Origin of the sequence: Corynebacterium sp. NML180780, assembly GCF_007786415.1 — a bacterium.
In the GTDB taxonomy this organism is placed as follows: domain Bacteria; phylum Actinomycetota; class Actinomycetes; order Mycobacteriales; family Mycobacteriaceae; genus Corynebacterium; species Corynebacterium gottingense.
Genome location: NZ_VNKN01000016.1, coordinates 1 through 22043, shown reverse-complemented (window position 1 = coordinate 22043; position 22043 = coordinate 1). Strand labels below are relative to the sequence as shown.

Here is a 22043-nt window from a genome sequence, read left to right as displayed (position 1 = left end):
AGAGACAGCGAGTGGCTCCCCGGCGGGGCCTAGAGGCCTTCCTCGGCCTTCCGGTAGCACCAGTTGTGCTGGTGCTCATCGGCTCGATCGGCATCCAGGCTGCGGCGGTGCTGGTGACAGACATGCTGTCGACGGTTGGCGCGCCGGGGTCTCGGGCCTGCGCATGACCGCAGCTGCCGTGATCATGGTGGCACTGTTTAGACCCCGCTTGACCGGCATGACCCGCGTTCGGGCGATCAACATCGTGGTCTACGGCGTAGCCATGGGCATGATGAGCATGATGATCTACCAAGCCATCGCGAGGCTTCCGCAGGGCGTGGCCGTGACCATCGACTTCCTCGGCCCCTGCGTCGTGTCCTTTCTTGGCCTGAAGATGTGGCGCTCCCGACTGTGGGCCATCGCTGCGTTCGTGGGTGTTGCCCTCATCGCGCAGCCCTCCAACGACCTCGACGTTATTGGTATTGGTTACGCCGCAGTCGGTGCGGTGTTCATTGGTGCCTACACCCTCTTCGCTGCCCGTATGGGCAGTACTGAGGGTGGCGGAATGCCGGACCTCGCGCTGTCGGTGGTCGTCGCGGCGCTCGTGCTCGCGCCCTTCTCCGTATCCGCAGCGCCACACGTGCATGGCTCGATGTGGGGCACGATTGTGATCTCCGGGTGTGCGGTTGTAGTGGTATGAGCTGGGGTTAATGCGTACGCGCATAGCCTTTTACTACGACTACGGCTATTTCCCGCTCGAGGAGTACGCCCGCATCGTGGCGGATTTACCCAATCATGATGTGGCTTACGCTAATGGCCTGGTGCGGGCGTTTGTTGCGTACTGCGCTCGTGAATCAGCCAAACAATGAAGCGAACCGCGCACACCATCCAGTGCAGTGCCAAAACAACAAGCAGCATCTGACTGACGCCGTTTAGCCAGACAGCACCAGTAGTTTGGGACAAGAAGTGCGTTCCGAGGCTCAGCGTGCCAACGGGAAATGTTGACCCCCACCAACCTGGCGTGTAGGCCGCCCACCGGCTCACGGTGCGTGAGAAGTGCCGGGCCGCATACATCATCGGGCCGATTCCAAGAATGAACATCGTAGCCCCATATGCGGCACCGACTTGTTCGCTGAACAGCAGCTGTGCTGCTGCCGTTGATTGCCCGACAATACCCAGCGGAATCCATGCCGTTCCACCCATCGCCGGCGGGATGGAGAGATGTCTTCGCGCAGCGGCTACATAACACCGCGCAAAGATGGGCAGAGCGGTGACAAGCGCGAGAATGAACGAGGCAGTTCCAGCTGCGTGGAACAGACCCGCGGCGAACGTGCTGTGAGCCTCAACGTAGCTGGCGAGCTGAGCTGCGCTTGTGGCCGCCACCATAGGCGACACAAGGGCCAGGCCCCACTGGAAGGTGGGGGCGCCTGAAAACTTCTGTAGTTGTTTTATGCACACCACCCAGCTAAGCGGCGCCCCGATCCACCACGAAGCGAGTTGCCAATGCACTGCTCCGCTGATCCCGGTTGCGGCAGAACCCAGCGCCAGAATTCCCATGGACGTCATTCCCCACTGCGACATCGACTGCGAGCTAAACCCAGGTTCACGATAGTGCCACCACCCCGCCACCAGAGTGCACAGTATCCCGACACCGAGTACCAAGAGCAGCGGCGAAACGATCGGCACTCCATGCATATTGCTTAACGTGGCAAGAATTGAGGTGCCCATCAGTGACCCAGCCCACGCAGGACCCGGTGAAGGCAGATTCGAACTTGGCTGTGTCTGGGGACGCGTACTTGTCATGCACCTCACGCTAACGCTGCAGGATGTGAAACCAAGATGCCGAGAGTGCATGTGCGGGTTACCATGCTCACATGTACCCAAAACTACCTGCGATAACAGATCTTGAGGCGCTCCTCGCTGTATCGCGCGCGGGATCCATCTCCCGCGCCGCTAGGGACATGGGAATGAACCAGCAGACACTGTCAACTAGGGTCTCTCGCGCTGAGCAGGTGCTTGGAGTCACCGTTTTCGAGCGCTCCCCATATGGGATCAAGGCCACCGAGAGTGGCGAGGTGGTACTCGAGGCGGTACCTGCACTGCTGACAGCGTGCGCTGATTTTGCTCACAATGTTGAGCAGGCACGCGCTGACAACCTCGCACGACACCTGACTGTGGCCGTGTCCAACACAGTGGCGGAGATCCACTACCCGGTATGGGCAGCCGCGTTTCGTGATGCGCATCCCAAGGTCAAACTCACTATGGCCCATGGGAATTCCCAAGACGTTCGCGAACTCGTTGCTACCGGTATCGCTGGGCTTGGGATCGTAGAGGGTGGTACGCCCCGACATGATCTCATCGAGACGGTGCTGTGCTCAGACGAGCTAGTGCTTGCGGTCCCCGCGCATCACCTGTGGGCCAACAGAGAGTCGGTGAGCAGAGAAGAATTGCGCGCAACCCCACTCATAGTTCGAGAACCGGGGTCAGGAACGCGCCGGGTGATCGAAGAGGAGTTGGGAGAACTCGCCGACCCAGCCGGCGAGTTCGGCTCTTTGTCTGCGCAACGCGCGGGGATGATCGCCCTCGGAGCACCCGCGATCATTCCCCGGAGCGCCGTGCTGGATCAGGTTGCTTTGGGGGCGGCGGCGATCGTAGCCACAGAAGTCGCGTTCGAGCGCAGCATCTCCGCAGTCGTCCGCCGCGGTGCGACGGTGCCCAAAGACGCGACAGCGTTTACCCGGCTTGCCAAATCTTTCGGAGCGTTCAGTTAAATCTTGGGGACGTCGTCGCCGTCATCGAACTCAAATCGGTTTGGCTGGAGCAGGTCCTCGCGGTTCACGACCTCCACGATCACCTCGGCAACAAGCTCGCGGGAGGTGGTGGATTCGGGGTTGCGGGGGGCGTCGAGAAGTGAAATGCCCTTGGAAGGCTCATCGGTGAGGCGGGTGAGACCGAGAATGGTGACCGGCAGCTCGGAGGCGTAAAGGCGCTGGTCAACCGCCTACTTGGACTCGACGTAGGCGTGCCACGAGCCCGCCCCGGTGCACAGGTTCAGCAACTAACGATTTTTCCCGATGAGGAAGTAGCCGACCCAACCCAGCGTGTTCACCGCGCCGATGATCGGGGTCCAAAGCCACTTTGGACCCCGAATCTGCTTCGAGTTGGTGCGGGCTAGGTCCCGCAGGCTTTATCGGCGCGGTGGTTCCCTACGTGCTGGACACGGTCGCCGCCGGCATTGTTTCGGCGGCGGTTGTCGGCACGCTTTTCGCGCTGGATCCAGTCATCGGGGCGATCCTGGGCTGGGCCTTCTCCGGTGACCAGATCACGTGGTCCATGGCGGTGGGCATCGCGTTGATTGCTGCGGCCGGCGCGATCACGTGGCGCGGGGCCCAGGAGTCTCGCGCGGCGTGAGTTGTCAGGGTAATGCGGTGAGTAATGCACAACTCTGAACAACTCAGAACAACTCAGAACAATTCTTGATAGCTGTTTTGAACTGGGGAGATGGCGTAATTTTGGGGATATTGTGAGGCGAAGTTGTTTCAGAGTTGTTTGGAGTTGTTTTAAACAACTCTCCGACTCCGGCCCGTTGCGCTACCCAGCGACCGGCACAAACGTCGAGACGAGGTACCGATTGATGTCGGAGCGGCTGATGATGCCGACGACGGCGCCATCGTCGCTAACGATGGGTGCCTTCTTCAGGTGCTTGTCTGTCATTGACCGGGACGTAGAATCCCCGGTAGTAGCGCCCTTGGCTAAAGATTCACGTTCATTGCGGGGTTTAAACCGCATTGCCTCCTGGCGGATCTTTTCGTACCGGTGCCCTTTGCGGATGCTCGTGAGTTCTTCGAGGAATCGTTTTCTCGGCACGTCCAAGGAGACTGTTCTAGACGTTGAATCGAGCGCCTCCTTGGCAGTAGCTTCTAACTGCCTGTCGAATAATCGTAACGCCACGCGGATAGCTTCGATCTGTCGGACGACAACGAGATTCTTACGGGTGGTATTCGGGCCGGGCGCAGCATTAATGACTCTGTCGTTCATTGACATATCGCGTGATCTTTCCTGCAACTCGAACTGTTTTTGCGGGTACCAGACCTACCGCCCCGCAGTCTTCCTTTAGGTAAGGCAATCCTATATAGTCTGCAGGGTGAGTTTTAGGCCTTTCCTTGCAACCGTCCTCCGTAGTGAACGTGTCGCGCCGAATTTCCAACGAGTGACGTTCACCGGGGTCGATGCAATGGGGCCTGCCGTACCCATCAGGGATTTGCGCATCAAGCTGCTGATCCCGTCTGCCAGCGGAATGCTCAGCCTCCCAGAGGAAGGATGGTGGGACGCGTGGCGTGCGATGCCGGAGCGCACGCGCGGGCACCTCCGTACCTACTCGATTCGAGAGCTCCGACGATGCGCCGACGGCCCTGATGAAATAGATGTGGATTTTGTTCTGCACAGTGACAACCCCGGCCCCGCCTCGGCATGGGCGGAGGACGCGCAACCTGGCCAGCAGCTCCTGATAATTGGGCCGACCCGCGACGATGATTCCGGTGTTGGCATCGAATTCAATCCGGGGTCTGCAGCAATGGCATGCCTCTATGGTGACGAAACCGCGCTTCCAGCAATAGCCCGCATCTTGGAGGATTGGCCCGGGGGTCTCGCCGGGTCTGCTGACATTGAGGTACCGGCCGGCAACCACTTGCCCATCGATGCCCCTGCGCAGGTCGACGTCCGCTGGCACTGCCGCGAACACCACGACGTCGACCACGGGGATTTACTTCGTGCACAACTGCAAGACGATGTCGCATCCCGCTGTGCCTCAGTATCTTCGGGAGCTGGAAAACTAGAGCCAGTTGATGAGGCCCTCCTCGACATGGTCTGGGAGACACCCACGTACTCCAGCGGCGGTGAATCTATCGCCCCCGCTTCGGGTACTGCAGGGCATACCTACTACTGGATCGCAGGGAAGAACACGGCTGTGACGGCGATGCGGCGGCTCCTGGTGAAAGAGGCAGGTGTGCCTCGCCACCACGTGTCGTTTATGGGGTACTGGCGATAACGGGGTTACAACGTGGATAAACGTGTAGGGCTTGTCGCTTTCCTTGCGGCTTTCACCGTGTGCGCAGCATTAGTGTCGCTTCTGTTCGGGGCGCGCGAAATGGGGTTCGCGGCAACGGTGAGCGCGGTTCGCGACGGAATCACGCTGGCGTTCTCGGGAGGCGCCGAACAACTCGAGGCGGCCAGCGACGAGGCGAAGATCATCGCACAACTTCGAGTTCCGCGCACCCTGCTCGGCCTGTTGGTAGGGGCAGCGCTAGGTACAGCGGGGGCGCTGCTGCAGGGCCACACCCGAAACCCTCTCGCAGACACAAACCTGCTGGGCGTAGGGCCAGGTGCGGCGCTCGCAGTGGCGGCAGTTATTTCCTTTCACGGCTCCATGACGGTGTTGGGCACTGTTGGGGTGGGCTTCCTCGGCGCAATACTCGCGGTGGCGCTCGTGTTCGCGCTTAGTATGAGGAGCCTGGGATCTACCCCAATCATGGTCGTGCTCGGTGGTTCTGCGCTGGGCGCGGTCTGTAGTGCGCTTACCAGTGGCATCGTGCTGACGAATACGCAAAGCCTCAACGAGATGCGGTTTTGGACAGCGGGTGCTATCGCTGGGCGCGACATGCAGGTGGTTGCGGTGCTCGCCCCGGTGATTCTCCTCGGGCTTGTGGGGGCCTTTGCCACGGCCAATCGGGTGAACCTCTTGAACTTGGGAGACGACGTGGCAAGTGGACTTGGGGTGAGCGTCCCCATCGCGCGTGCCGTGGGCATCGTCCTGGTTGCATTGCTTACTGGCGCCGCGGTGGCTGGGGCGGGCCCAATCGGGTTCGTTGGCCTGGTTGTTCCGCACCTTGTGCGCGCCTTCACCGGGCCCGATTACCGCTGGGTGCTGCCCTGCTCCGCGCTGGCTGGGGCCTCGCTACTCTTGCTTGCCGACGTCATTGGCCGCGTCATCGCACGGCCCGGCGAATTGCAGGTGGGTATCACGCTCGCCTTTGTTGGCGCCCCGTTCGCCCTGTACCTCTTGCGTAAAGGGGCGAAACTGTGATGCGGGTTTTCGTGACGAATGGTGTCCTTACGGTGTTGGCTCTCGCCGCGGCCCTTGGGGGTGTCATGGTCGGAGACTTCGAGCTTACGGTCCGGGATATTGTTTCTGCGCTCATGGGCCAAACCACGGAATTGGCTCGTACGGTGATTATTGAGTGGCGTCTGCCGCGGGTAGTGACAGCTTTGGGAGTAGGAGCTGCGCTGGGTTTTGCGGGGGCGATCTTCCAGACCATCACGAGGAATCCATTGGCGAGCCCAGACATTCTGGGCGTCACCTCGGGTGCCTCCGCTTTCGCGTTGACTGCGTTACTTGCTGGTGGAAGCTCCGGAATGCTGCTGCATCTTCTGGGGGTCCCGCTCAGTGCATTCCTCGGTGGATTGGCAGTGTCTGCGGCAATCTGGTGGCTGAGCCGTGGCGCGGGTCTCGGGTCTTTCCAGCTTGTCTTCGCCGGGATCATCATCAATGCGCTGGTGATGGCATATACCTCGTTCCTGCTCGTTCGCGCCGACTATCGCGATGTGGGCAAAGCGCAGGCGTGGATCACCGGTTCGGTGGGGTCTTCGAACTGGCGCGATGCACTCGCCGTACTTATTGCGCTGGCAGTCGTCGTTCCGTTCTTGCGGTGGGCAGCCTTCAATCTTCAGGCGCTCTCGCTCGGGGAGGATACGGCTGCTGGCCTCGGGGTGGAGCTCCGGAAAATGCAACTCATCCTCATGCTCATGGCTGTCGTGCTGGCATCGACGGCCGTCGCGGCGTCCGGGCCGATAGCCTTCGTGGCGTTTGTCGCGCCACAGATCGGACGCAAGATCACACACGCAGCAACGCCAACTTTAGGCACCGCGATGCTCGCCGGTGCGGCGATCGTGTCCGGCGCTGACTTAGCAGTGCGCACCCTGGTGCCCGGGAACCTGCCGGTAGGTATAGCTACAACTGCGATTGGTGGCATAGCGCTGCTCTACACGCTGCTACGTGCAACACGAAAGGTGTCCGTATGATGCTTCAAGTTCGAAATCTCAAGGTGAGTTATGGCGCTACCGTCATCGTTGATGGCATTGATCTCGACGTGCCTCAAGGCGGCGTCACCACGATCATCGGCCCGAACGGTTGCGGCAAGTCAACGCTGTTGCGAGCTACCGCTGGGCTTATTGCGCGCGATGGTGGCACGGTAACGATCAACGGCGTGGACACGGCGAAACTGAAGCGCCGCGAGATTGCGCGACAGCTTGCAGTATTGCCGCAGGCACCTGTCGCACCCGAGGGACTCACGGTCCGTGACTTAGTCAGTCGCGGGCGTCACCCGCATCAGTCGTGGCTACGGCAGGCCTCTGCGGAGGATGCGCGTGCGGTCGATGCAGTGATGGAGCTGACCAATATTGCGGAGTTTGCAGAACGTCCACTCGAACGGCTTTCTGGCGGACAGCGCCAGCGCGCCTGGATCGCGATGGTCTTAGCGCAGGACACTCCGCTTGTATTTTTGGACGAGCCGACGACGTACCTCGATTTGTCTCACTCCGTCGAGGTCTTGTCGCTTGTACGTCGCCTCGCTGATCAGGAGGGGCGAACTGTGCTCATGGTGTTGCATGATTTGAACCTCGCCGCACGCTACTCAGATCAGCTGATCGTGATGCAGCGCGGCGAGGTTCGTGCGGTCGGTGCGCCTGCCGAGGTGGTCACGGAGTCTTTGTTGAGCCGCGTTTTTGATCTCCCCGCGGTCGTGGCGTCAGACCCAGTGAGCGGTGGCCCACTGGTCGTTCCCCGGTAGACGCTGCGTCCCCGCGAGGCTTAGAGTTGCTCGTCGATTTGCTCGATTGCGTACGGGATAGTGAGGGGGTTGGGCATGCTCATTGCGTTGGCCGTGTCGGTGTCGAGCCAGTAGAGCCCGCCACGCTTGTTGACGTCAAGGTCTATGAAGTTCTCGTCGTTCTTCAGCGCATCGATCGCGCCGTAGTGGTCCAACACGAAGAGGTAGTCCACGTCGTTGAAATCTGCGTAGTTCTCGGGCGACCAGTCGAGGAAGAAGCTGGAGCCATCACCGTTGAACTTCTCCGGGATCTTGAAGCCCAGTTTTTCGATGAAGGAGCCGCGGCCGTCGCCAGCGGTGTACACGCCGAACTTCCCGTCGTAAGGCATGCCGATGACCGCTGTCTTCCCCTGCAGCTCTGGGTGTGCTTCGCGGAAGTCTTCGAATGCCTGCTCGGCGTCGTCGATAAGCTTTTGGCCTTCGTCTTCCTTGTCTACGGCCTTGGAGATCTCCTTGACCTGTGCATCCCAAGGGACCTGCCAATCCTGGTACTCGTCCGAGTGGAAGGTGGTTGGCGCGATCTGCTCGAGCAGTGCCTTCTTGTCGTCCTCGAGACCGCTGTTTACTGCAATGATTTGTGTCGGGTTGAGCGACGCCACCTTTTCCGCAGTGTCGGTGCTGAATTCGGTGGTGGTATCACGGATTGGGTTCGGGTTGACCGTGAGCTTGTCCTTGGCCCACGGTCCAAGTCCGGAGGGATCGCCCGAGCCCTCTTGCTCCCAGGTGGCGTAACCGACTGGTTGCTCGCCCAGGGCAAGGAGCGTATCGACGTCGCCAAGACCCAGTGCCACGATGCGCTCGTCTGACCCGTTGGCATCGGAAGCTTCGGGAGCGGCTGTTGGGCTGCTTGCTTCGCTCGAGCAGCTGGCAAGCATGAATGCCGCGGTGACAGTGGCGGCGATTGCCTTGAAGGGGCGAGAGGTAAAGAGTGCCAAGGTTGCACCTTCCGTAGGTAAATGAAGAATGTCCAGTTAGGCCTGCCTAACCTAAAGGATGAATTTTAAGGCATGCCTTACCTCACGGGCAATCCCTGTCTATGCACTCGGGACGGGAGCGACAAACGTCGAGACGAGGTAGCGGTTGATGTCGGAGCGATTGATGATGCCAACGACGGGGGCCTTTTTCAGGTGCTTGTCTGCAAGAACAGCCGAGATGCGGCCGAGGTCGTCGTTGACGCTCACCGTGATGACGGACTTCGTCGCAATTGACGAGACCGGTCGGTCGAGGGCAGCAGCCACGTCAGTACCGAACTCCGTCGAGCTGTTGTGCGCGAGCAGCGCGTACGGGCGTGCCGGCTGTGGGTTTTGGTACCGGTGTTCCGAAGACTCGGTACTGCCCCGTTCCGAGTTTGGTACCGTCACCGGTGCCGACTCGACTGTAGCAGCCCGGCTGTATGAATTATTGCTGTTCGGGTCTACTTCGAGGACGGCGAGGCGCTGAACCAGGCGCGCGGGCACTAGAGCCCATCTAGTTCCGCGAACACCTCCGGCGAGCGCCCACTACTATCAGGACTGTGGAAGTCCTGATTGCCGTCATCGCCCTGCTGTTCGCAACCGTGCTCGTCGCCGCCGTTGGCGAGCGCACCGGCCTGCCCTGGCCGGCGCTGCTCACCATCGTTGTGGCGCTTGCCATCTTCCTCCCCGGCGTGCCGGTGGTGACTATTCCGGCGGAGATCATCCTGCCGATCTTCTTGCCGCCGTTGCTTTGGTCGCTGGCTCGCCACACCAGTTGGGGCATGATCCGCTCGCAGCTCAACGTGGTGTTCATGATGTCGGTGATCCTGGTGTTTCTAACTACTGCGGCGCTGTCCGCGACCGCGATGTGGCTCATGCCGGGTATCAGTCTTGCGGCCGCGGTGGTGTTGGCCGCTGCGATCGCGCCGCCGGACCCGGTGGCAGTGGAGGCGGTGGCCGGGCCCGCCGGCATCCCGAAACGCATCACCGGCACGTTGCAAACGGAGGGGCTGTTTAACGACGCCGCGTCGATCGTCACCTTCAACCTCGCCGTCGCAGCACTCGTGGCGGATAACCAGATCGACTTCGGCCACGGCCTGCTGAAGTTCCTCTACGCGGCGGCGGTCGCGGTCGTCATCGGGCTGATCGTCGGTAGGCTCGCGGCCCTGTTTGTGAACTCCGTGCCGGACTCCGTGATCCGCACCGCGTTCACCTGGGTGCTCCCGTTCTTCATCTACATCATCGCCGAGGAGGTCGAGGCCTCCGGTGTGATCGCCATCGTCATCGCGGCGGTGGAGATGTCCTCGCGCGCGCCCCTGACCGCGGAGGACCGCCTGTCCGGCTCCTCGTTCTGGTCCACTGTGGAGATGCTGTTCACCGGCGTCGCCTTCGGCCTGATCGGCATGAGCGTGCGCGATGCTATCGACGCCGCCGGCACCGTCCTCTGGCACGCCGTGGGCATCGGCGTGGCGCTCTCCGTCGTCGCGTTCCTGGTCCGCCTGATGTGGATGTGGGTGCTGTGCGGGATCAACCAGAAACAGAAGCGCACCAATGTCGCGCCGCTGCGTATGCAGGAGGTCCTGCTCATGGCGTGGTCCGGCATGCGCGGCCTGGTCACGCTGGCCCTGGTGCTGTCAGTGCCGCTGGGGGTCACGCAGTACCACCACGAGTTCGACGTCATCGCCCTGACGGTCCTGATGTGCACGATGGTGCTGCCCGGCCTGTCGCTGCCGTGGCTGGTGAGCAAGCTGGACATGGAGTCCGGCCCGGACCCGGCCGGCGACCGCGCGAAGGCGGAGCTGAACAAGCGCGCCTACGCGGCGGCGCGACGGTCGGTGCAGAAGCACGGCCCGGAGCTCGCCCCGGAGTCCTTCGAGATCGTGCAGCAGTGGCTGGACAAACTCTCGCAGAGCCACGAGGAGGAGGACCCGGAGACGGCGGAGGACCGCAAGCAGAAGTTCCAGCAGGTCCGCCTGGCTGCTGCGGACATGCAGCAGATCGCGCTCGCCGCAGCGAGCCAGGAGCTGCAGCGCGCTCGCCGCGAGCGCAAGTACAACCCGGCGGACGTGGACGCGGTGCGCGCGGACCTGGACCGGCTCATCGTGGCGGGGCGTCGCAACGCGCTGATGAGCCCGCGCGACGTCTACCGCGAGGCGAAGAAGTAGCGCCTAGCGGTACTGGCTGCTGCCGCCCTGTGTATCGTCCGGCTTGCCGTCCTGCTGGCCGAATTCGCGCTGGTAGTGCGCGTCCCAGTCGTACTCCCCGGCCAGACCCGCGCCGAGTCCCGAGCCGCTGGTCTCTTGCGCCGGGCTGGAGTTGTTCAGCTCGAGCGGGTCGGGCTGTCCGGCGGGTGGGTGCGGTGCGTCGTCGTTAGCCTGCATGGCCTTGATAATGAAGACGGCGCCGGCGACAGCGCCGATGATCGCGATGAAAGCGCCGGTCGATCCGGACAGGAACGCGACCGCGAGGCCGGCGACGACGATGAGCGCGATGCCGATCAGGAGATCCATGTGGGACTTCTTCATGCCACCGAGTATCCCGGGGGATCCCCGGCGTGGCAACTGGCGTCGGGCCCTACACCTTCTCAATCACCGCGGCGAGGCCCTGGCCGCCGCCGATGCACATAGTCACCAGGGCACGTGAGGCGTCGGTGCGCTGCAGCTCGTGCGCGGCGGTGACTAGCATGCGGGCGCCGGTGGCACCCACCGGGTGGCCGAGTGAGATGCCGGAGCCGACCGGGTTGACGCGCGGGTCATCCTCAGAAATGCCCCAGGCATCCAGGACGGCGAGGGCCTGCGCAGCGAAGGCCTCGTTGAGCTCGATGAGGTCGATGTCGTCGAAGGACAACTCGAGGCGGTCGAAGAGCTTCTTCGTGGCGTCGACGGGGCCGATGCACATGGTCTCCGGCGGCACGCCGGCGACGGCCCAGCCGCGCAGGACGACGGACGGGGTGAGCCCCAGCTCCTCGGCCTTTTCGCGGGTGGTCACGATCATGGCAGCCGCGCCGTCGTTTTGGCCGGAGGCGTTGCCGGCGGTGACGGTGGCGCGCTCAAGCGTCTTGCCCATGACGGGGCGCAGCTTGGCCAGGGACTCCATGGAGGCGTTCGGGCGGATGTGCTCGTCCTTGTCCACGATGATCGGGTCGCCCTTGCGCTGCGGCACGGAGACGGGGACGATTTCCTCGTCGAAGTGGCCAGCCTCCTGCGCGGCGGCGGCGCGCTGGTGCGAGTTGACGGCCAGCTGGTCCTGGCGCTGGCGGGCGATGGAGTACTCCTCGCGGACGTTCTCGGCGGTCTCGATCATGCCGCCCGGGATCGGGTGGTGCTTGCCGCCGGCCTTCTCGCGGCCCTCCTGCAGGCGGTCGGTGAGCTCCATGGTGCCGCCCTTGGCGCCCCAGCGGATCTTGCCGTCCACCGTGTACTCGGTGTTGGACATGGATTCGGCGCCGCCGGCGATAATCAGGTCGGCCGCGCCGGAGGCGATGTGCGCTGCGGCGGTAGCCACGGCCTGCAGACCGGAGCCGCAACGGCGGTCCAGCTGCATGCCGGGCACGTTCACGCCCAGCTCGGCGTCGAGCGCGACAACGCGGCCCAGGGCGGGCGCTGCGCCGTTGGGGGAGGCCTGGCCGAGAATGATGTCGTCAATGAGCGAGCCGTCGATGCCGGACTCCTTGATCACGGCGGTGACCACGGCGGTGGCGAGGTCCTGGACGGGCACGCCGACGAAGGCGCCGCCGTAGCGGCCCACGGCGGTGCGCTTGGGGTGGCAGATGACAATTTCGGGCTGGTTCATGAGGGGTCCTTTCGGGTTAAGCGTTGGCGTGCGTGGCCACGAGGTCGCGGGTGATGGCGTCCGCGGTGTCCACAAGCTTGGGCAGGAGGGAGTCCACGAGCTCCTCGTATGGGTGGGCGGCCACGTGGGTGGAGACGTTCACGGCGGCGACGGTGGCGCCGGTGGCGTCGCGCACCGGGGCGGCGATGGAGCGCAGCCCCGCCTCGAGCTCCTGGTCAACGACGCACCACCCGGCGTCGCGGATGTTGCGCAGGGCGGCGCGCAGCGTGTCCGGGTCCGTGATGGTGGATGGCGTGATGGCTTCGAGCGGGCCGGCGAGGAAGTGGTCCACGGTGGCGTCGTCAAGCCCGGCCATCATGACGCGGCCCATCGAGGTGGCGTGCGCCGGGAAGCGGGTGCCGATGGTGATGTTCACACTCATGATGCGGTGGGCCGCGGAGCGCGCGACGTAGACCACGTCGGTGCCGTCGAGCACGGAGAGCGAGCAGGACTCGTTGAGCGTGCGCGACAGCGCCTCGAGGTGTGGCTGCGCGATGGTGGGCAGCCCCAGGCTGGACAGGTACGCGTAGCCCAGCTCGAGCATCTTCGGTGTGAGCCAGAACTCGGCGCCGTCGGTGGCGGCGTAGCCCTCGGCGATAAGCGTGTGCAGGAACCGGCGCGTGGTTGCGCGCGCCAGCCCCGTCGCATCGGCCACCTGTGCGAGGCTGCGGCGGGGGTGCTCGGCGTCGAAGGCGCGGATGACCGCAAGGCCGCGGATCAGCGACTGTACGGTTTGGACTTGCATCGTATCTCCTTTGCACAGGTCAAGGGCGCTTTTCGACGCCATGTTGCCGGCCACATTACGTACTCTAATGTGCGCCACGCCCCACGATAGCGCAAAACCGTTCGCTTTGTGAACCCTTGTGCAGGAGTCGAACGCCCGCTAGGGTGGAGCCATGCTGAACAAAGTTGTGACAAACATCGACGAGGCGGTCGCCGACATCGGTGACGGCGCCTCGATCGCCGTTGGCGGTTTTGGCCTCGTCGGCATCCCTGCCCGGCTCATTGACGCGCTGCGCAAGCAGGGTGCGAGCGAATTGACCATCATCTCGAACAACCTGGGTACCGACGGCTTCGGTCTGGGCCTCCTCCTGCAGGACGGCAAGATCGCCCGCTCCATCGGCTCCTACCTGGGCACCAATAAGGAGTACGCGCGCCAGTACCTCGAGGGCGAGCTCACCGTCGAGTTCACCCCGCAGGGCACGCTCGCTGAGCGCATGCGCGCCGGCGGTGCGGGCGTGCCTGCGTTTTACACCAAGGCCGGGGTGGGTACCCCGCTGGCCAACGGCGAGATCCCGGTGCGCTACAACCCGGACGGCACCATCGCCGAGTACTCCACGCCGAAGGAGATCCGCGAGTTCGGCGGCGAGCAGTACGTGCTGGAGGAGGCGCTGACCCCTGACTTCGCCTTCGTTCATGCGCACACCGCGGACCGCTACGGCAACCTCGTCTTCAATAAGACGGCCCGCAACTTTAACCCCGACGTTGCCGCCTGCGGCAAGGTCACCATCGTCCAGGCGGAGCACGTTGTGGACACGATTGAGCCGGCGGATGTGGACCTGCCCGGCATCTACGTCGACCGCGTGGTGGAGGTCGGCCCGCAGGAAACAGGTATCGAGTTTAGGACGGTGAGCAAGTAAATGAGCTGGAACCGCGAAGAAATGGCGGCGCGCGCGGCGAAGGAGCTGCGCGACGGCCAGTACGTCAACCTTGGGATCGGCATGCCCACGCTGATCCCGGGCTACCTGCCCGAGGGGCTCGAGGTGGTCCTGCACTCCGAGAACGGCATCCTGGGCGTGGGCGCGTACCCGCAGGACGGCGAGGTGGACCCGGAGCTGATCAACGCCGGTAAGGAGACCATTACGGTCGCGCCGGGCGGCTCCTTCTTCTCCTCCTCAGACTCCTTCGGCATGATCCGCTCCCGCGCGATTGATGTGGCGGTCCTTGGCGCGATGGAGGTCTCCCAGTATGGCGACCTGGCCAACTGGATGATCCCGGGCAAGATGGTCAAGGGGATGGGCGGCGCGATGGACCTGGTGCACGGCGCGAAGGAGATCATCCTGCTCATGGAACACACCACCAAGAAGGGTGCGTCCAAGGTGCTCGAGGAGTGCCGCCTCCCGCTCACCGGCGCGAAGTGCGTCGACCTCATCATTACCAACCTCGCCGTGTTCAAGGTTGACCCGAAGAACGGCCTGACCCTCGTCGAGGTCGCCCCGGGCGAGACAGTTGATTCCGTCCGCGAGGCCACTGAGGCGCCGTTCGAGGTTGCCGTGTAGCCGCGCCCCTCGCTTCTTGGCGCCCCGCTGCCCACATTGTCCGTGGACAGCGGGGCGTTTCTTGCATTCTTAGATAGTTGATCCATGTCAATACTTGACGCGAACCAACTAAACTGCCTAAAGTTAACGCGAAGTTAACCACAGGCAAACAGAAAGGAGAATTGCAATGAAGTTCTGGAAGCGTTTCCTGACCTACGAGACGAATACTGTTCTCCAGGCCATCGCGGCCGCCAGCCGCCACACCAACTAGTGGCAGCTGTGTTTCGGGGGATTGACCTACATTGGTCTACTCAGTAATAAAGGTGCGGATCGCGCGGGTGACCTCGTCGGGCACCTCGACGGTGGGTACGTGCCCACCGCCGCTGAGCGTGACGGACTGCGACTCGCCGCCGACCATTTTCCCGATCGCGTGGACGACCTCGGGAGGGGTGGAGGGGTCCACGGCCCCGGAGATGGTGAGGACCGGCACCGTAATGTTTCGCAGTTCTTCTGTGTAGTCCCAGCCTGCGAGCGCATCGGCGCCGACGGCGTATCCCTCACCGCGGGTGGAGTCGATCATGCGGGTGAGAGCGTAAGTAAGCGCCGGGCGTTCCTGGCGAAACTCGGGCGTGACCCACAGTTCGATGGCACTCTGCACCCGGGGCGCGATGCCCTCCGCGCGTGTTTCCTCGGCGCGCGGGGCCCACGTGTCGGGGCCACCGAAATTGGCGGCGGTGCACATGAAGACTGCCTTGGTCACGCGGCCGCTGGTGGCGGCGAGGTACTGCGCGATCGCGCCGCCGAGCGAAAGGCCGACCACGTCGAACTCGTCCACGCCGAGAGCGTCGAGGGTGTCGAGGACGTTGTTGGCCAGATCATTGATCGTGGTCTCGCCGGGCATGGCCTGCGGGTCGGGGGAGAGCCCGTGGCCGGGGTGGTCGAGGGCGATGACGCGGAAGTCTTTGGCCAGTGAGTCAAGCTGCGGCAGCCACATGTCGGTGGTGGAGGCGATGGAGCCGAGAAACACCACCGGGTGCGCGTCGCGGGGGCCAAAATCAACGGAGTGCAGAATCGTCATGCGGACAGTCTAATGGTCTGTATCACGCGTCGTAGTTTTCTGATGGAAAGGATAGCTGCTCCATTGCGTCGGACGCTGGATGCGCGCGGAGGTACTCCCGGATGTAGGGCAGCTCGTAATCCACGAAACCGCGGCCGGCTGGGCGGATCATCTCGGCGTCAATGAGGCGCCTCCTATACGTGCCCGCGTATTGCGTATCAACGCCCATCCGCTCGGCGATGTCGGCCATCCGCGACGGCCCATCGTCTTTCGACATGGCGGTGAGGAATGTGCGGTCCACATCTGAAAGATCAGCAAGCGACGGTTCATGAACCAGCTCGCCGAGTTTGCGTCGCGCTGTCTCAATACCAGCACGTACCGCGGATTCGTCGATAATTCCGCCACTTGTGTTGCGGAACGCGTGCTGCCCGACGAGTTGGATCATAAACGGATAACCCCCGGTCGCCTCGGTGCCGAGTTCGAGTGCCTCCGGGGTCCATTCGATTCCCACCTCGAGGGCGGGGGCCTTGAGCGCATTGGCGACGCTGTCCAGCGGCACGAGCCCCATCTCGATACGATTCGCGCGTCGGAGAAAAGTGACAGGGTTTCACCGCGCCGGGGATGCCCGCCATCGCGACGGCAATTTCGCGGTCTTCGCGGATCATGTGATGCATGGTCGTGCCGAACTCGATGATGTCGCGCACGTGCGCATAGTGCAGCTCATCCAGAGTAATGAGGATGCCAGTTGGTGGTTTACCCATTTTCTGGTCAATCGTCTCAAGTAGGGAGAAGCACTCCTCTAACACTGAGCGAAGTGACTGAGGCGGAGCTTGGTCGGAAATTGAGTCGAAGCTCAGGCGTGTGCTGTCAGGGGTTACCTCTCGAATTTTCCGGATAAGAGTATCGCGGATGCGTTCATTGAAATGTTCGGTCGTGGTTTCTGAAATGACGAGCCGAGATTGTTGTCGTGCTGCTTCTTCGAACTCGTTGAGCAGGACGGTTCTTCCGATGCCACGCGGGCCGGTGACGATGGAAATCCGCTCGTGAGTACCGGGGGTCGGGCCCAATAGGTAATTCACCATGGATAAACGACAACTCGCATCGCGCATTTGGGAATCCGCGAACACCATGCGCTCCAAGATTGAGGCGCAGGAATACAAGGACTACATTCTCGGCTTCATCTTCTATAAGTTCCTCTCCGATCAGGTTGAGCAGCTCATGTACGCCAACGATGTGGAACCCGATGAGCTTGCCGAGGTGCTCGTCGAAGATGACCCCGAGACAGTCGAGTTCGTACAGAACCGTCTGGGCTATTTCATCTCTTACAGTAACCTCCACTCGACGTGGCGCGCTGCTGGCAGTGACTTCAACGTCGCTGATGTCCGTGATGCGCTTGCGGCTTTTGACCGCCTTCTCCTGCCGAGCCGTGCCCACGTGTTCAAAGACATCTTCCGCACACTGGAAACAGGCCTGTCGAAGCTGGGTAGCAACGCCACATCGCAGACTAAGGCGATTAAGGACCTACTGGACCTTATTGACGACATCCCGACTGGCGGTGCTCAGGGCTATGACGTGCTTGGGTTTATCTACGAGTACTTGATCTCGAAGTTTGCGGCTAACTCGGGCAAAAAGGCCGGTGAGTTCTACACCCCGCACGAGGTCTCTGAGGTGATGAGTCGCATCGTTGCAGCACACACCCAGGGCCGTGACACGATCACCATCTACGACCCGACCTCTGGTTCTGGCTCACTGCTGCTGAATATCGGCCAGGCTGTCGCACGTCATATGGGCGATCCAGATGCAATCAAGTATTACGCTCAAGAACTCAAGGACAACACCTTTAACCTCACGCGTATGAACTTGGTCATGCGGGGTGTCAAGGCAGACAACATCGTCGCGCGCAACGGAGACAGCTTGGAACACGACTGGCCAATGTTCGACGAGGCTGACCCGGAAAACACCTACGATCCGCTGTTTGTCGATGCTGTTGTGTCGAACCCTCCGTATTCGCAGAGTTGGAAGCCTGAGGGCATGGGCGCAGATCCACGCTTTACGCAGTATGGTCTGGCACCGCAGAACAAGGCTGATTACGCATTCTTGCTCCATGAGCTGTTCCACATCAAGCCTGACGGCATTATGACCATTGTTCTGCCGCACGGTGTGCTCTTCCGTGGCGGCGCGGAAGAAACCATTCGCGCCCGCCTTATCGAGGCCAATAACATTGACACCATCATTGGCCTGCCGAGTTCGATTTTCTACGGCACCAGCATTCCGACCATCATCATGGTGCTCAAGAAACAGCGCAGTCATGATGACGTGCTGTTTATCGACGCATCTCAGGGCTTTATTAAGGATGGCAAGAACAACCTGCTACGCGCCCGTGACATAGAGCGCATCGTCGATACTGTCCATGTACGCCGCGACGTAGAGCACTTCGCACGTGTCGTGTCTCGTGATGAGATCCGGGACAACGACTACAACCTCAATATCCCGCGCTACGTCTCTGCAACGCTGCCCCCGGAGTCTGTGGACTTCTTCGCCACTGTCAACGGCGGTATCCCCATCAGCGAGATCGACGGTCTCGCTGAGTACTGGGGTGTGCTGCCGGGCCTGCGTGAGAAGCTGTTTGAGGAAGGTGTCAACGGTTATGCGACCATCCGCACCACCGATATTCGCGAGGCTATCCTTGAACACGACTCTGCCGGAGCACTGGCAGACACGATGAACGCGGCTCTAGATGGGTTCTCGGAGTCTCTGGAAACAGACCTTATCGACAACGCGATGGCTGTCCCAGTCAACACCGCCGAAGATGCGATCAAGGCTGATCTGTTCGCGCGTCTGGCCCCGGTGCCGCTGGTCAATGAATACCAAGGCTACCAGCTGCTGCATGAGCGGTGGCTCACCATTGCCAATGACCTGACGATCCTGCAGACCGAGGGCTGGGAGGCAATGCGTGTCTTTGACCCTGTCATGGAGTGGAAGACCAAGGACAAGAAGAAGGTCTATGTCCAGACCGGTTGGGAAGGCCGTGTTGCGACCTTTGAAGTCATCCGCGACCTGTACCTGCCTGAGCTACGCGACCAGGTAGGTGACCTCACCGATAAGCGCGACAGCGTTGACGCTGAGCTGACAGCCCTTGTCGAGGGCTTAAGTGAAGAAGACAAGACTGATCTGGCGGATGTGCTTAACGCCAACGAAACTGGCTTCCGCAAGGCTGATCTCAATAAGGCGGTCAAGGCTCTTCCAGCCCTTCCGAAGGGCGAGCAGTGGTCCGAGGGAAGTATCGAGGCTATCCAGATCGAAGCAAAGCAGCTGCTTGACCACCTGACTAAGGTGAAGTCGCAGCTCAAGAAGGCCAACGAAGAGCTTGAGACCAAGACTCACGAGACTGTTGAGAACCTCACTGACAATCAGATCGTCGAAGTGCTCTCGGCCAAGTGGGGCGCAGCGCTCATGGTGCAGCTTGGACTACTACCGACGTTGGCGCTGCGTGGACTCACTGACCAGGTGCAGCACTTACAGGATAAGTACGCCACGCCGCTAACTGAGTTGGATACGCAGATTGCTACTACCGAGCGCAGCCTGCTAACGTCCCTGGACCGGCTCACCGGCTCGGATACAGACATGCAGGCTGTGGAGGCGTTGAAGCAGATGCTGGGCGGTGGTCTGCGTGGCTAAGAACAACACGCCAACACTGCGGTTCGCTGGGTTCGATGACGAGTGGGGAGCGACCCAGGTTGGGTGCATCGCTGCTAGAGCAATAGGTGGTGGCACGCCTTCCCGCGCCGTACCTGGTTACTGGGACGGGGGTACCCCCTGGATTCAAAGCTCGGACGTTAAAGAGCACAGTGTGTTCGGCTGTACGCCGAAACATTTTGTATCGAGCCGTGGCCTTGCTTCTTCCGCGACTTCTTTGGTGAAGGGGGAAGCTCTTGCCGTCGTCACCCGAGTAGCCGTAGGAAAAGTTGCCATTATGACCGAGGACTACTGCTCAAGCCAGGATTTCTTGAACCTCAGTGATGTGCAAGGCGACCTGACCTTTTGGGAGTGCTCCTTAAACGTGAACTTGAGAGTATTTCATCGCAAACTCAAGGAACGTCTATTAAGGGGGTGACGAAGGAAGACGTTGTGTCTCTTAACATCCACGTGCCCTCCCTCGAAGAACAGCAAGCCATTGGTGGACTCTTCACTGACCTCGACGCGCTTATCGAGCAGCACCGCGCCAAGCGCGCGAACCTGCAGCAGACCAAGACAGCACTGCTGCAGCGTATGTTCCCGCAAGACGGTGCCAATGAACCGGAGCTGCGACTCGGCGGGTTCAGCGGGGCGTGGGAAACGACCGAGGTCAAACACATCGCCACTAGAGCAATCGGTGGTGGAACACCATCGCGCACCGTAGATGAACACTGGAATGGATCTATACCTTGGATTCAAAGCTCAGATGTTAAAGAGCACACCGTTTTTGGCTGTACTCCGAAACATTTCATTTCCAGCCGTGGTCTTGCTTCTTCCGCGACTTCTCTGGTGAAGGGTGGGTCTATCGCCATTGTGACCCGAGTAGGGGTAGGAAAAGTCGCCATTATGAACGAGGACTACTGCGCAAGCCAAGATTTTTTGAATCTAAGCGGTTTGCAGGGGGACCTGACTTTCTTGGGTGTGCTTCTCCAATCCGAGCTTGAGGAAATGTCATCGCAAACGCAAGGAACGTCTATTAAGGGACTGACGAAGGAGAATGTCTTGTCCCTTAGCATCCAAGTGCCAACCCTCGAAGAACAGCGTGCTATCGGCGAGGTGTTTACCAACCTCGATGCGCTTATTGCAGCTGAGCACCGCTACATCACACAACTCACCCAAGCGAAGACTGCGCTGCTGCAGCGCATGTTCGTATAAGGAGCGCTCACCATGACTACTCCACTGACGTACACAGACGAAGCCCTCTTCGAGGACGACGTTGTCGCCATGCTGCGCCGTCACGGCTGGGATGAGGTGCTTGACCGTCCCACTGAGCGCCAGCTCATCGACAACTGGGCGCAGATCCTTTACAACAACAACCGCGACCAGGACCGGATCGGTGATGTGCCCCTGACATCCTCAGAGATGGATCAGATCATCGAGCAGATCACGGAGCTGCGCACGCCGCTGCAACTCAACGAGTTCATCAACGGGCGCAGCGTGGCTATTACCCGCGATGCTCCTGAGGCGCACAACCTCGGCAAAGAGGTAAGTCTGAAAATCTACGACCGCCGCGAGATCGCCGGTGGCCAGTCCTATTATCAGATCGCACGACAGCCGAAGTTCTCCACTGCAGCGCACAAGCTCATGCCTGAGCGCAGGGGTGATCTCATGCTGCTCATCAACGGCATGCCTGTGATCCACCTCGAACTCAAGCGCTCTGGTGTTCCTGTTTCGCAGGCCACGAACCAGATCATTAAATACGCGCATGAGGGCGTCTTTACTGGTTTGTTCTCGCTGGTGCAGATCTTTGTCGGCATGACGCCGAGTGAGACGCTGTACTTCGCTAATCCTGGTCCTGGGGGCAAGTTCAACCCCGATTTTTTCTTCAACTGGGCTGATTTCAATAACGAGCCGATCAACGATTGGCCAACGGTTGTGACCTCGCTGCTGTCTATCCCGATGGCGCACCGGCTTATCGGCTTCTACACGGTGACAGACCGCGCAGCCGGCGTGCTTATGGTCATGCGCTCCTACCAGTACTTTGCAGCACACCGGATCGCTGACCGCGTGGAAAGCCACGAGTGGGGCAGTGGTAACAGGGGCGGCTACATTTGGCACACCACCGGCTCTGGCAAGACCATCACCAGCTTCAAAACAGCGCAGCTGATCGCTGACTCCAAAAACGCCGACTGAAGCGTCCTGGGTTTAGTTCCTACCTCTGCTAAGGAAGGATTGGCACTATGCCCAGAAAGTATTCCGCCGAATTCAAGGAGAAGGCGATCCATCAAGTCCTAGAGATGGTCCGTCTGGAGTCCTGCTCACGGCAACGCGCGTACGAGGAAGTCGGAGAGCTCCTTGGCGTGTCCCACCACACGTTACGCGCCTGGTACCGTGACAGCGTCGCCCA

The 22043-nt window shown here is 61.3% G+C and carries 25 protein-coding genes and 2 pseudogenes; 15 read left to right on the top strand and 12 right to left on the bottom strand.

Annotation, left to right across the window (positions count from 1 at the left end; all coding sequences use genetic code 11):
• Positions 1 to 163 precede the first annotated feature (163 nt).
• Positions 164 to 679: a DMT family transporter gene (locus FPP74_RS10750; RefSeq protein ID WP_233127014.1), complete on the top strand. Its 516-nt coding sequence runs from the start codon at positions 164 to 166 to the stop codon at positions 677 to 679.
• 110 nt (positions 680 to 789) lie between these two features.
• Here the strand turns inward: FPP74_RS10750 and FPP74_RS10745 are convergent, their stop codons facing one another.
• On the bottom strand, positions 790 to 1782 hold the full coding sequence (locus FPP74_RS10745; protein WP_144718441.1) for a hypothetical protein: 993 nt from the start codon (positions 1780 to 1782) through the stop codon (positions 790 to 792).
• A 71-nt stretch (positions 1783 to 1853) separates the two neighbouring features.
• Between FPP74_RS10745 and FPP74_RS10740 the strand changes: the two genes are divergently transcribed.
• Complete coding sequence (locus FPP74_RS10740) at positions 1854 to 2750, top strand: LysR family transcriptional regulator (RefSeq protein ID WP_095535996.1); 897 nt, start codon at positions 1854 to 1856, stop codon at positions 2748 to 2750.
• Here FPP74_RS10740 and FPP74_RS12555 read toward each other — a convergent pair.
• Positions 2747 to 2965 (bottom strand): annotated as a pseudogene (locus FPP74_RS12555) (NAD(P)H-binding protein); the annotation flags it as partial. The gene FPP74_RS10740 and the pseudogene FPP74_RS12555 overlap by 4 nt on opposite strands.
• A gap of 72 nt (positions 2966 to 3037) precedes the next feature.
• On the bottom strand, positions 3038 to 3163 hold the full coding sequence (locus FPP74_RS12550; RefSeq protein ID WP_109561206.1) for a PLDc N-terminal domain-containing protein: 126 nt from the start codon (positions 3161 to 3163) through the stop codon (positions 3038 to 3040).
• Positions 3164 to 3177: 14 nt separating this feature from the next.
• On the opposite strand from FPP74_RS12550, the gene FPP74_RS10725 reads away from it, so the two are divergent.
• Complete coding sequence (locus tag FPP74_RS10725; RefSeq protein ID WP_233127016.1) at positions 3178 to 3390, top strand: EamA family transporter; 213 nt, start codon at positions 3178 to 3180, stop codon at positions 3388 to 3390.
• Positions 3391 to 3570: 180 nt separating this feature from the next.
• On the opposite strand, the gene FPP74_RS10720 is transcribed toward FPP74_RS10725, so the two are convergent.
• Positions 3571 to 4023, bottom strand: coding sequence for a CBS domain-containing protein (locus FPP74_RS10720; protein ID WP_095535998.1), 453 nt, complete (start codon positions 4021 to 4023; stop codon positions 3571 to 3573).
• Between the two features lie 100 nt (positions 4024 to 4123).
• Between FPP74_RS10720 and FPP74_RS10715 the strand changes: the two genes are divergently transcribed.
• Genes FPP74_RS10715 through FPP74_RS10700 form a run of 4 tightly spaced genes read left to right on the top strand, consistent with a single transcriptional unit; the run spans position 4124 to position 7823 of the window.
• Positions 4124 to 5026 carry a siderophore-interacting protein gene (locus FPP74_RS10715; RefSeq protein ID WP_095278983.1) on the top strand — a complete coding sequence of 301 codons (903 nt, stop codon included), beginning with the start codon at positions 4124 to 4126 and terminating at the stop codon, positions 5024 to 5026.
• Between the two features lie 12 nt (positions 5027 to 5038).
• A complete protein-coding gene (locus FPP74_RS10710) occupies positions 5039 to 6061 on the top strand; it encodes an iron ABC transporter permease (RefSeq protein WP_338126941.1) in 1023 nt (340 codons plus the stop codon).
• Complete coding sequence (locus FPP74_RS10705; protein WP_095537451.1) at positions 6061 to 7056, top strand: iron chelate uptake ABC transporter family permease subunit; 996 nt, start codon at positions 6061 to 6063, stop codon at positions 7054 to 7056. The genes FPP74_RS10710 and FPP74_RS10705 overlap by 1 nt, the downstream gene beginning before the upstream one ends.
• Positions 7053 to 7823, top strand: a complete 771-nt coding sequence (locus FPP74_RS10700) for an ABC transporter ATP-binding protein (RefSeq protein WP_095537452.1) — start codon at positions 7053 to 7055, stop codon at positions 7821 to 7823. The genes FPP74_RS10705 and FPP74_RS10700 overlap by 4 nt, the downstream gene beginning before the upstream one ends.
• 20 nt (positions 7824 to 7843) lie before the next feature.
• On the opposite strand, the gene FPP74_RS10695 is transcribed toward FPP74_RS10700, so the two are convergent.
• Positions 7844 to 8797 (bottom strand): ABC transporter substrate-binding protein, encoded by a 954-nt coding sequence (locus tag FPP74_RS10695; protein ID WP_240510708.1) that lies wholly within the window; start codon positions 8795 to 8797, stop codon positions 7844 to 7846.
• A 99-nt stretch (positions 8798 to 8896) separates the two neighbouring features.
• Positions 8897 to 9223 (bottom strand): hypothetical protein, encoded by a 327-nt coding sequence (locus tag FPP74_RS10690; protein ID WP_239216391.1) that lies wholly within the window; start codon positions 9221 to 9223, stop codon positions 8897 to 8899.
• A 152-nt stretch (positions 9224 to 9375) separates the two neighbouring features.
• On the opposite strand from FPP74_RS10690, the gene FPP74_RS10685 reads away from it, so the two are divergent.
• Entirely contained in the window at positions 9376 to 10980 is a 1605-nt protein-coding gene (locus FPP74_RS10685) for a sodium:proton antiporter (RefSeq protein WP_144718437.1), read from the top strand.
• Positions 10981 to 10983: 3 nt separating this feature from the next.
• Here the strand turns inward: FPP74_RS10685 and FPP74_RS10680 are convergent, their stop codons facing one another.
• The 3 genes from FPP74_RS10680 to FPP74_RS10670 are packed head-to-tail and all read right to left on the bottom strand — an operon-like array spanning position 10984 to position 13391.
• Positions 10984 to 11376 (bottom strand): hypothetical protein, encoded by a 393-nt coding sequence (locus FPP74_RS10680; RefSeq protein ID WP_144718435.1) that lies wholly within the window; start codon positions 11374 to 11376, stop codon positions 10984 to 10986.
• Positions 11377 to 11389: 13 nt separating this feature from the next.
• Positions 11390 to 12607, bottom strand: coding sequence for an acetyl-CoA C-acetyltransferase (locus FPP74_RS10675; protein ID WP_144718433.1), 1218 nt, complete (start codon positions 12605 to 12607; stop codon positions 11390 to 11392).
• A gap of 16 nt (positions 12608 to 12623) precedes the next feature.
• Positions 12624 to 13391 carry an IclR family transcriptional regulator C-terminal domain-containing protein gene (locus FPP74_RS10670; RefSeq protein ID WP_095536002.1) on the bottom strand — a complete coding sequence of 256 codons (768 nt, stop codon included), beginning with the start codon at positions 13389 to 13391 and terminating at the stop codon, positions 12624 to 12626.
• Between the two features lie 151 nt (positions 13392 to 13542).
• Between FPP74_RS10670 and FPP74_RS10665 the strand changes: the two genes are divergently transcribed.
• A complete protein-coding gene (locus FPP74_RS10665) occupies positions 13543 to 14286 on the top strand; it encodes a CoA transferase subunit A (RefSeq protein ID WP_095278995.1) in 744 nt (247 codons plus the stop codon).
• Entirely contained in the window at positions 14287 to 14925 is a 639-nt protein-coding gene (locus tag FPP74_RS10660; RefSeq protein WP_095278996.1) for a 3-oxoacid CoA-transferase subunit B, read from the top strand.
• A gap of 286 nt (positions 14926 to 15211) precedes the next feature.
• Here FPP74_RS10660 and FPP74_RS10655 read toward each other — a convergent pair whose 3' ends face one another.
• Together FPP74_RS10655 and FPP74_RS12455 are read right to left on the bottom strand one after the other, a co-directional pair.
• Positions 15212 to 15982: an alpha/beta fold hydrolase gene (locus FPP74_RS10655; protein WP_095278997.1), complete on the bottom strand. Its 771-nt coding sequence runs from the start codon at positions 15980 to 15982 to the stop codon at positions 15212 to 15214.
• Positions 15983 to 16004: 22 nt separating this feature from the next.
• Entirely contained in the window at positions 16005 to 16529 is a 525-nt protein-coding gene (locus tag FPP74_RS12455; RefSeq protein ID WP_254048818.1) for a hypothetical protein, read from the bottom strand.
• Positions 16530 to 16557: 28 nt separating this feature from the next.
• Here FPP74_RS12455 and FPP74_RS12450 point away from each other — a divergent pair, with 28 nt between their 5' ends.
• Complete coding sequence (locus tag FPP74_RS12450; protein ID WP_254048819.1) at positions 16558 to 16746, top strand: hypothetical protein; 189 nt, start codon at positions 16558 to 16560, stop codon at positions 16744 to 16746.
• On the opposite strand, the pseudogene FPP74_RS12445 reads toward FPP74_RS12450, so the two are convergent.
• Positions 16726 to 17043 (bottom strand): annotated as a pseudogene (locus FPP74_RS12445) (AAA family ATPase); the annotation flags it as partial. The gene FPP74_RS12450 and the pseudogene FPP74_RS12445 overlap by 21 nt on opposite strands.
• Between FPP74_RS12445 and FPP74_RS10645 the strand changes: the two are divergent.
• From FPP74_RS10645 to FPP74_RS10630, 4 genes are all read left to right on the top strand, one after another.
• On the top strand, positions 17042 to 19639 hold the full coding sequence (locus FPP74_RS10645) for a type I restriction-modification system subunit M (protein WP_144718431.1): 2598 nt from the start codon (positions 17042 to 17044) through the stop codon (positions 19637 to 19639). The pseudogene FPP74_RS12445 and the gene FPP74_RS10645 sit on opposite strands and share 2 nt — an antisense overlap.
• Before the next feature lie 369 nt (positions 19640 to 20008).
• Positions 20009 to 20851, top strand: coding sequence for a restriction endonuclease subunit S (locus FPP74_RS10640; RefSeq protein ID WP_254048817.1), 843 nt, complete (start codon positions 20009 to 20011; stop codon positions 20849 to 20851).
• Positions 20852 to 20863: 12 nt separating this feature from the next.
• Positions 20864 to 21829, top strand: coding sequence for a type I restriction endonuclease (locus FPP74_RS10635; protein ID WP_144718428.1), 966 nt, complete (start codon positions 20864 to 20866; stop codon positions 21827 to 21829).
• 47 nt (positions 21830 to 21876) lie between these two features.
• A partial coding sequence (locus tag FPP74_RS10630; RefSeq protein WP_144717136.1) for a transposase occupies positions 21877 to 22043 on the top strand: 167 nt, incomplete at its 3' end.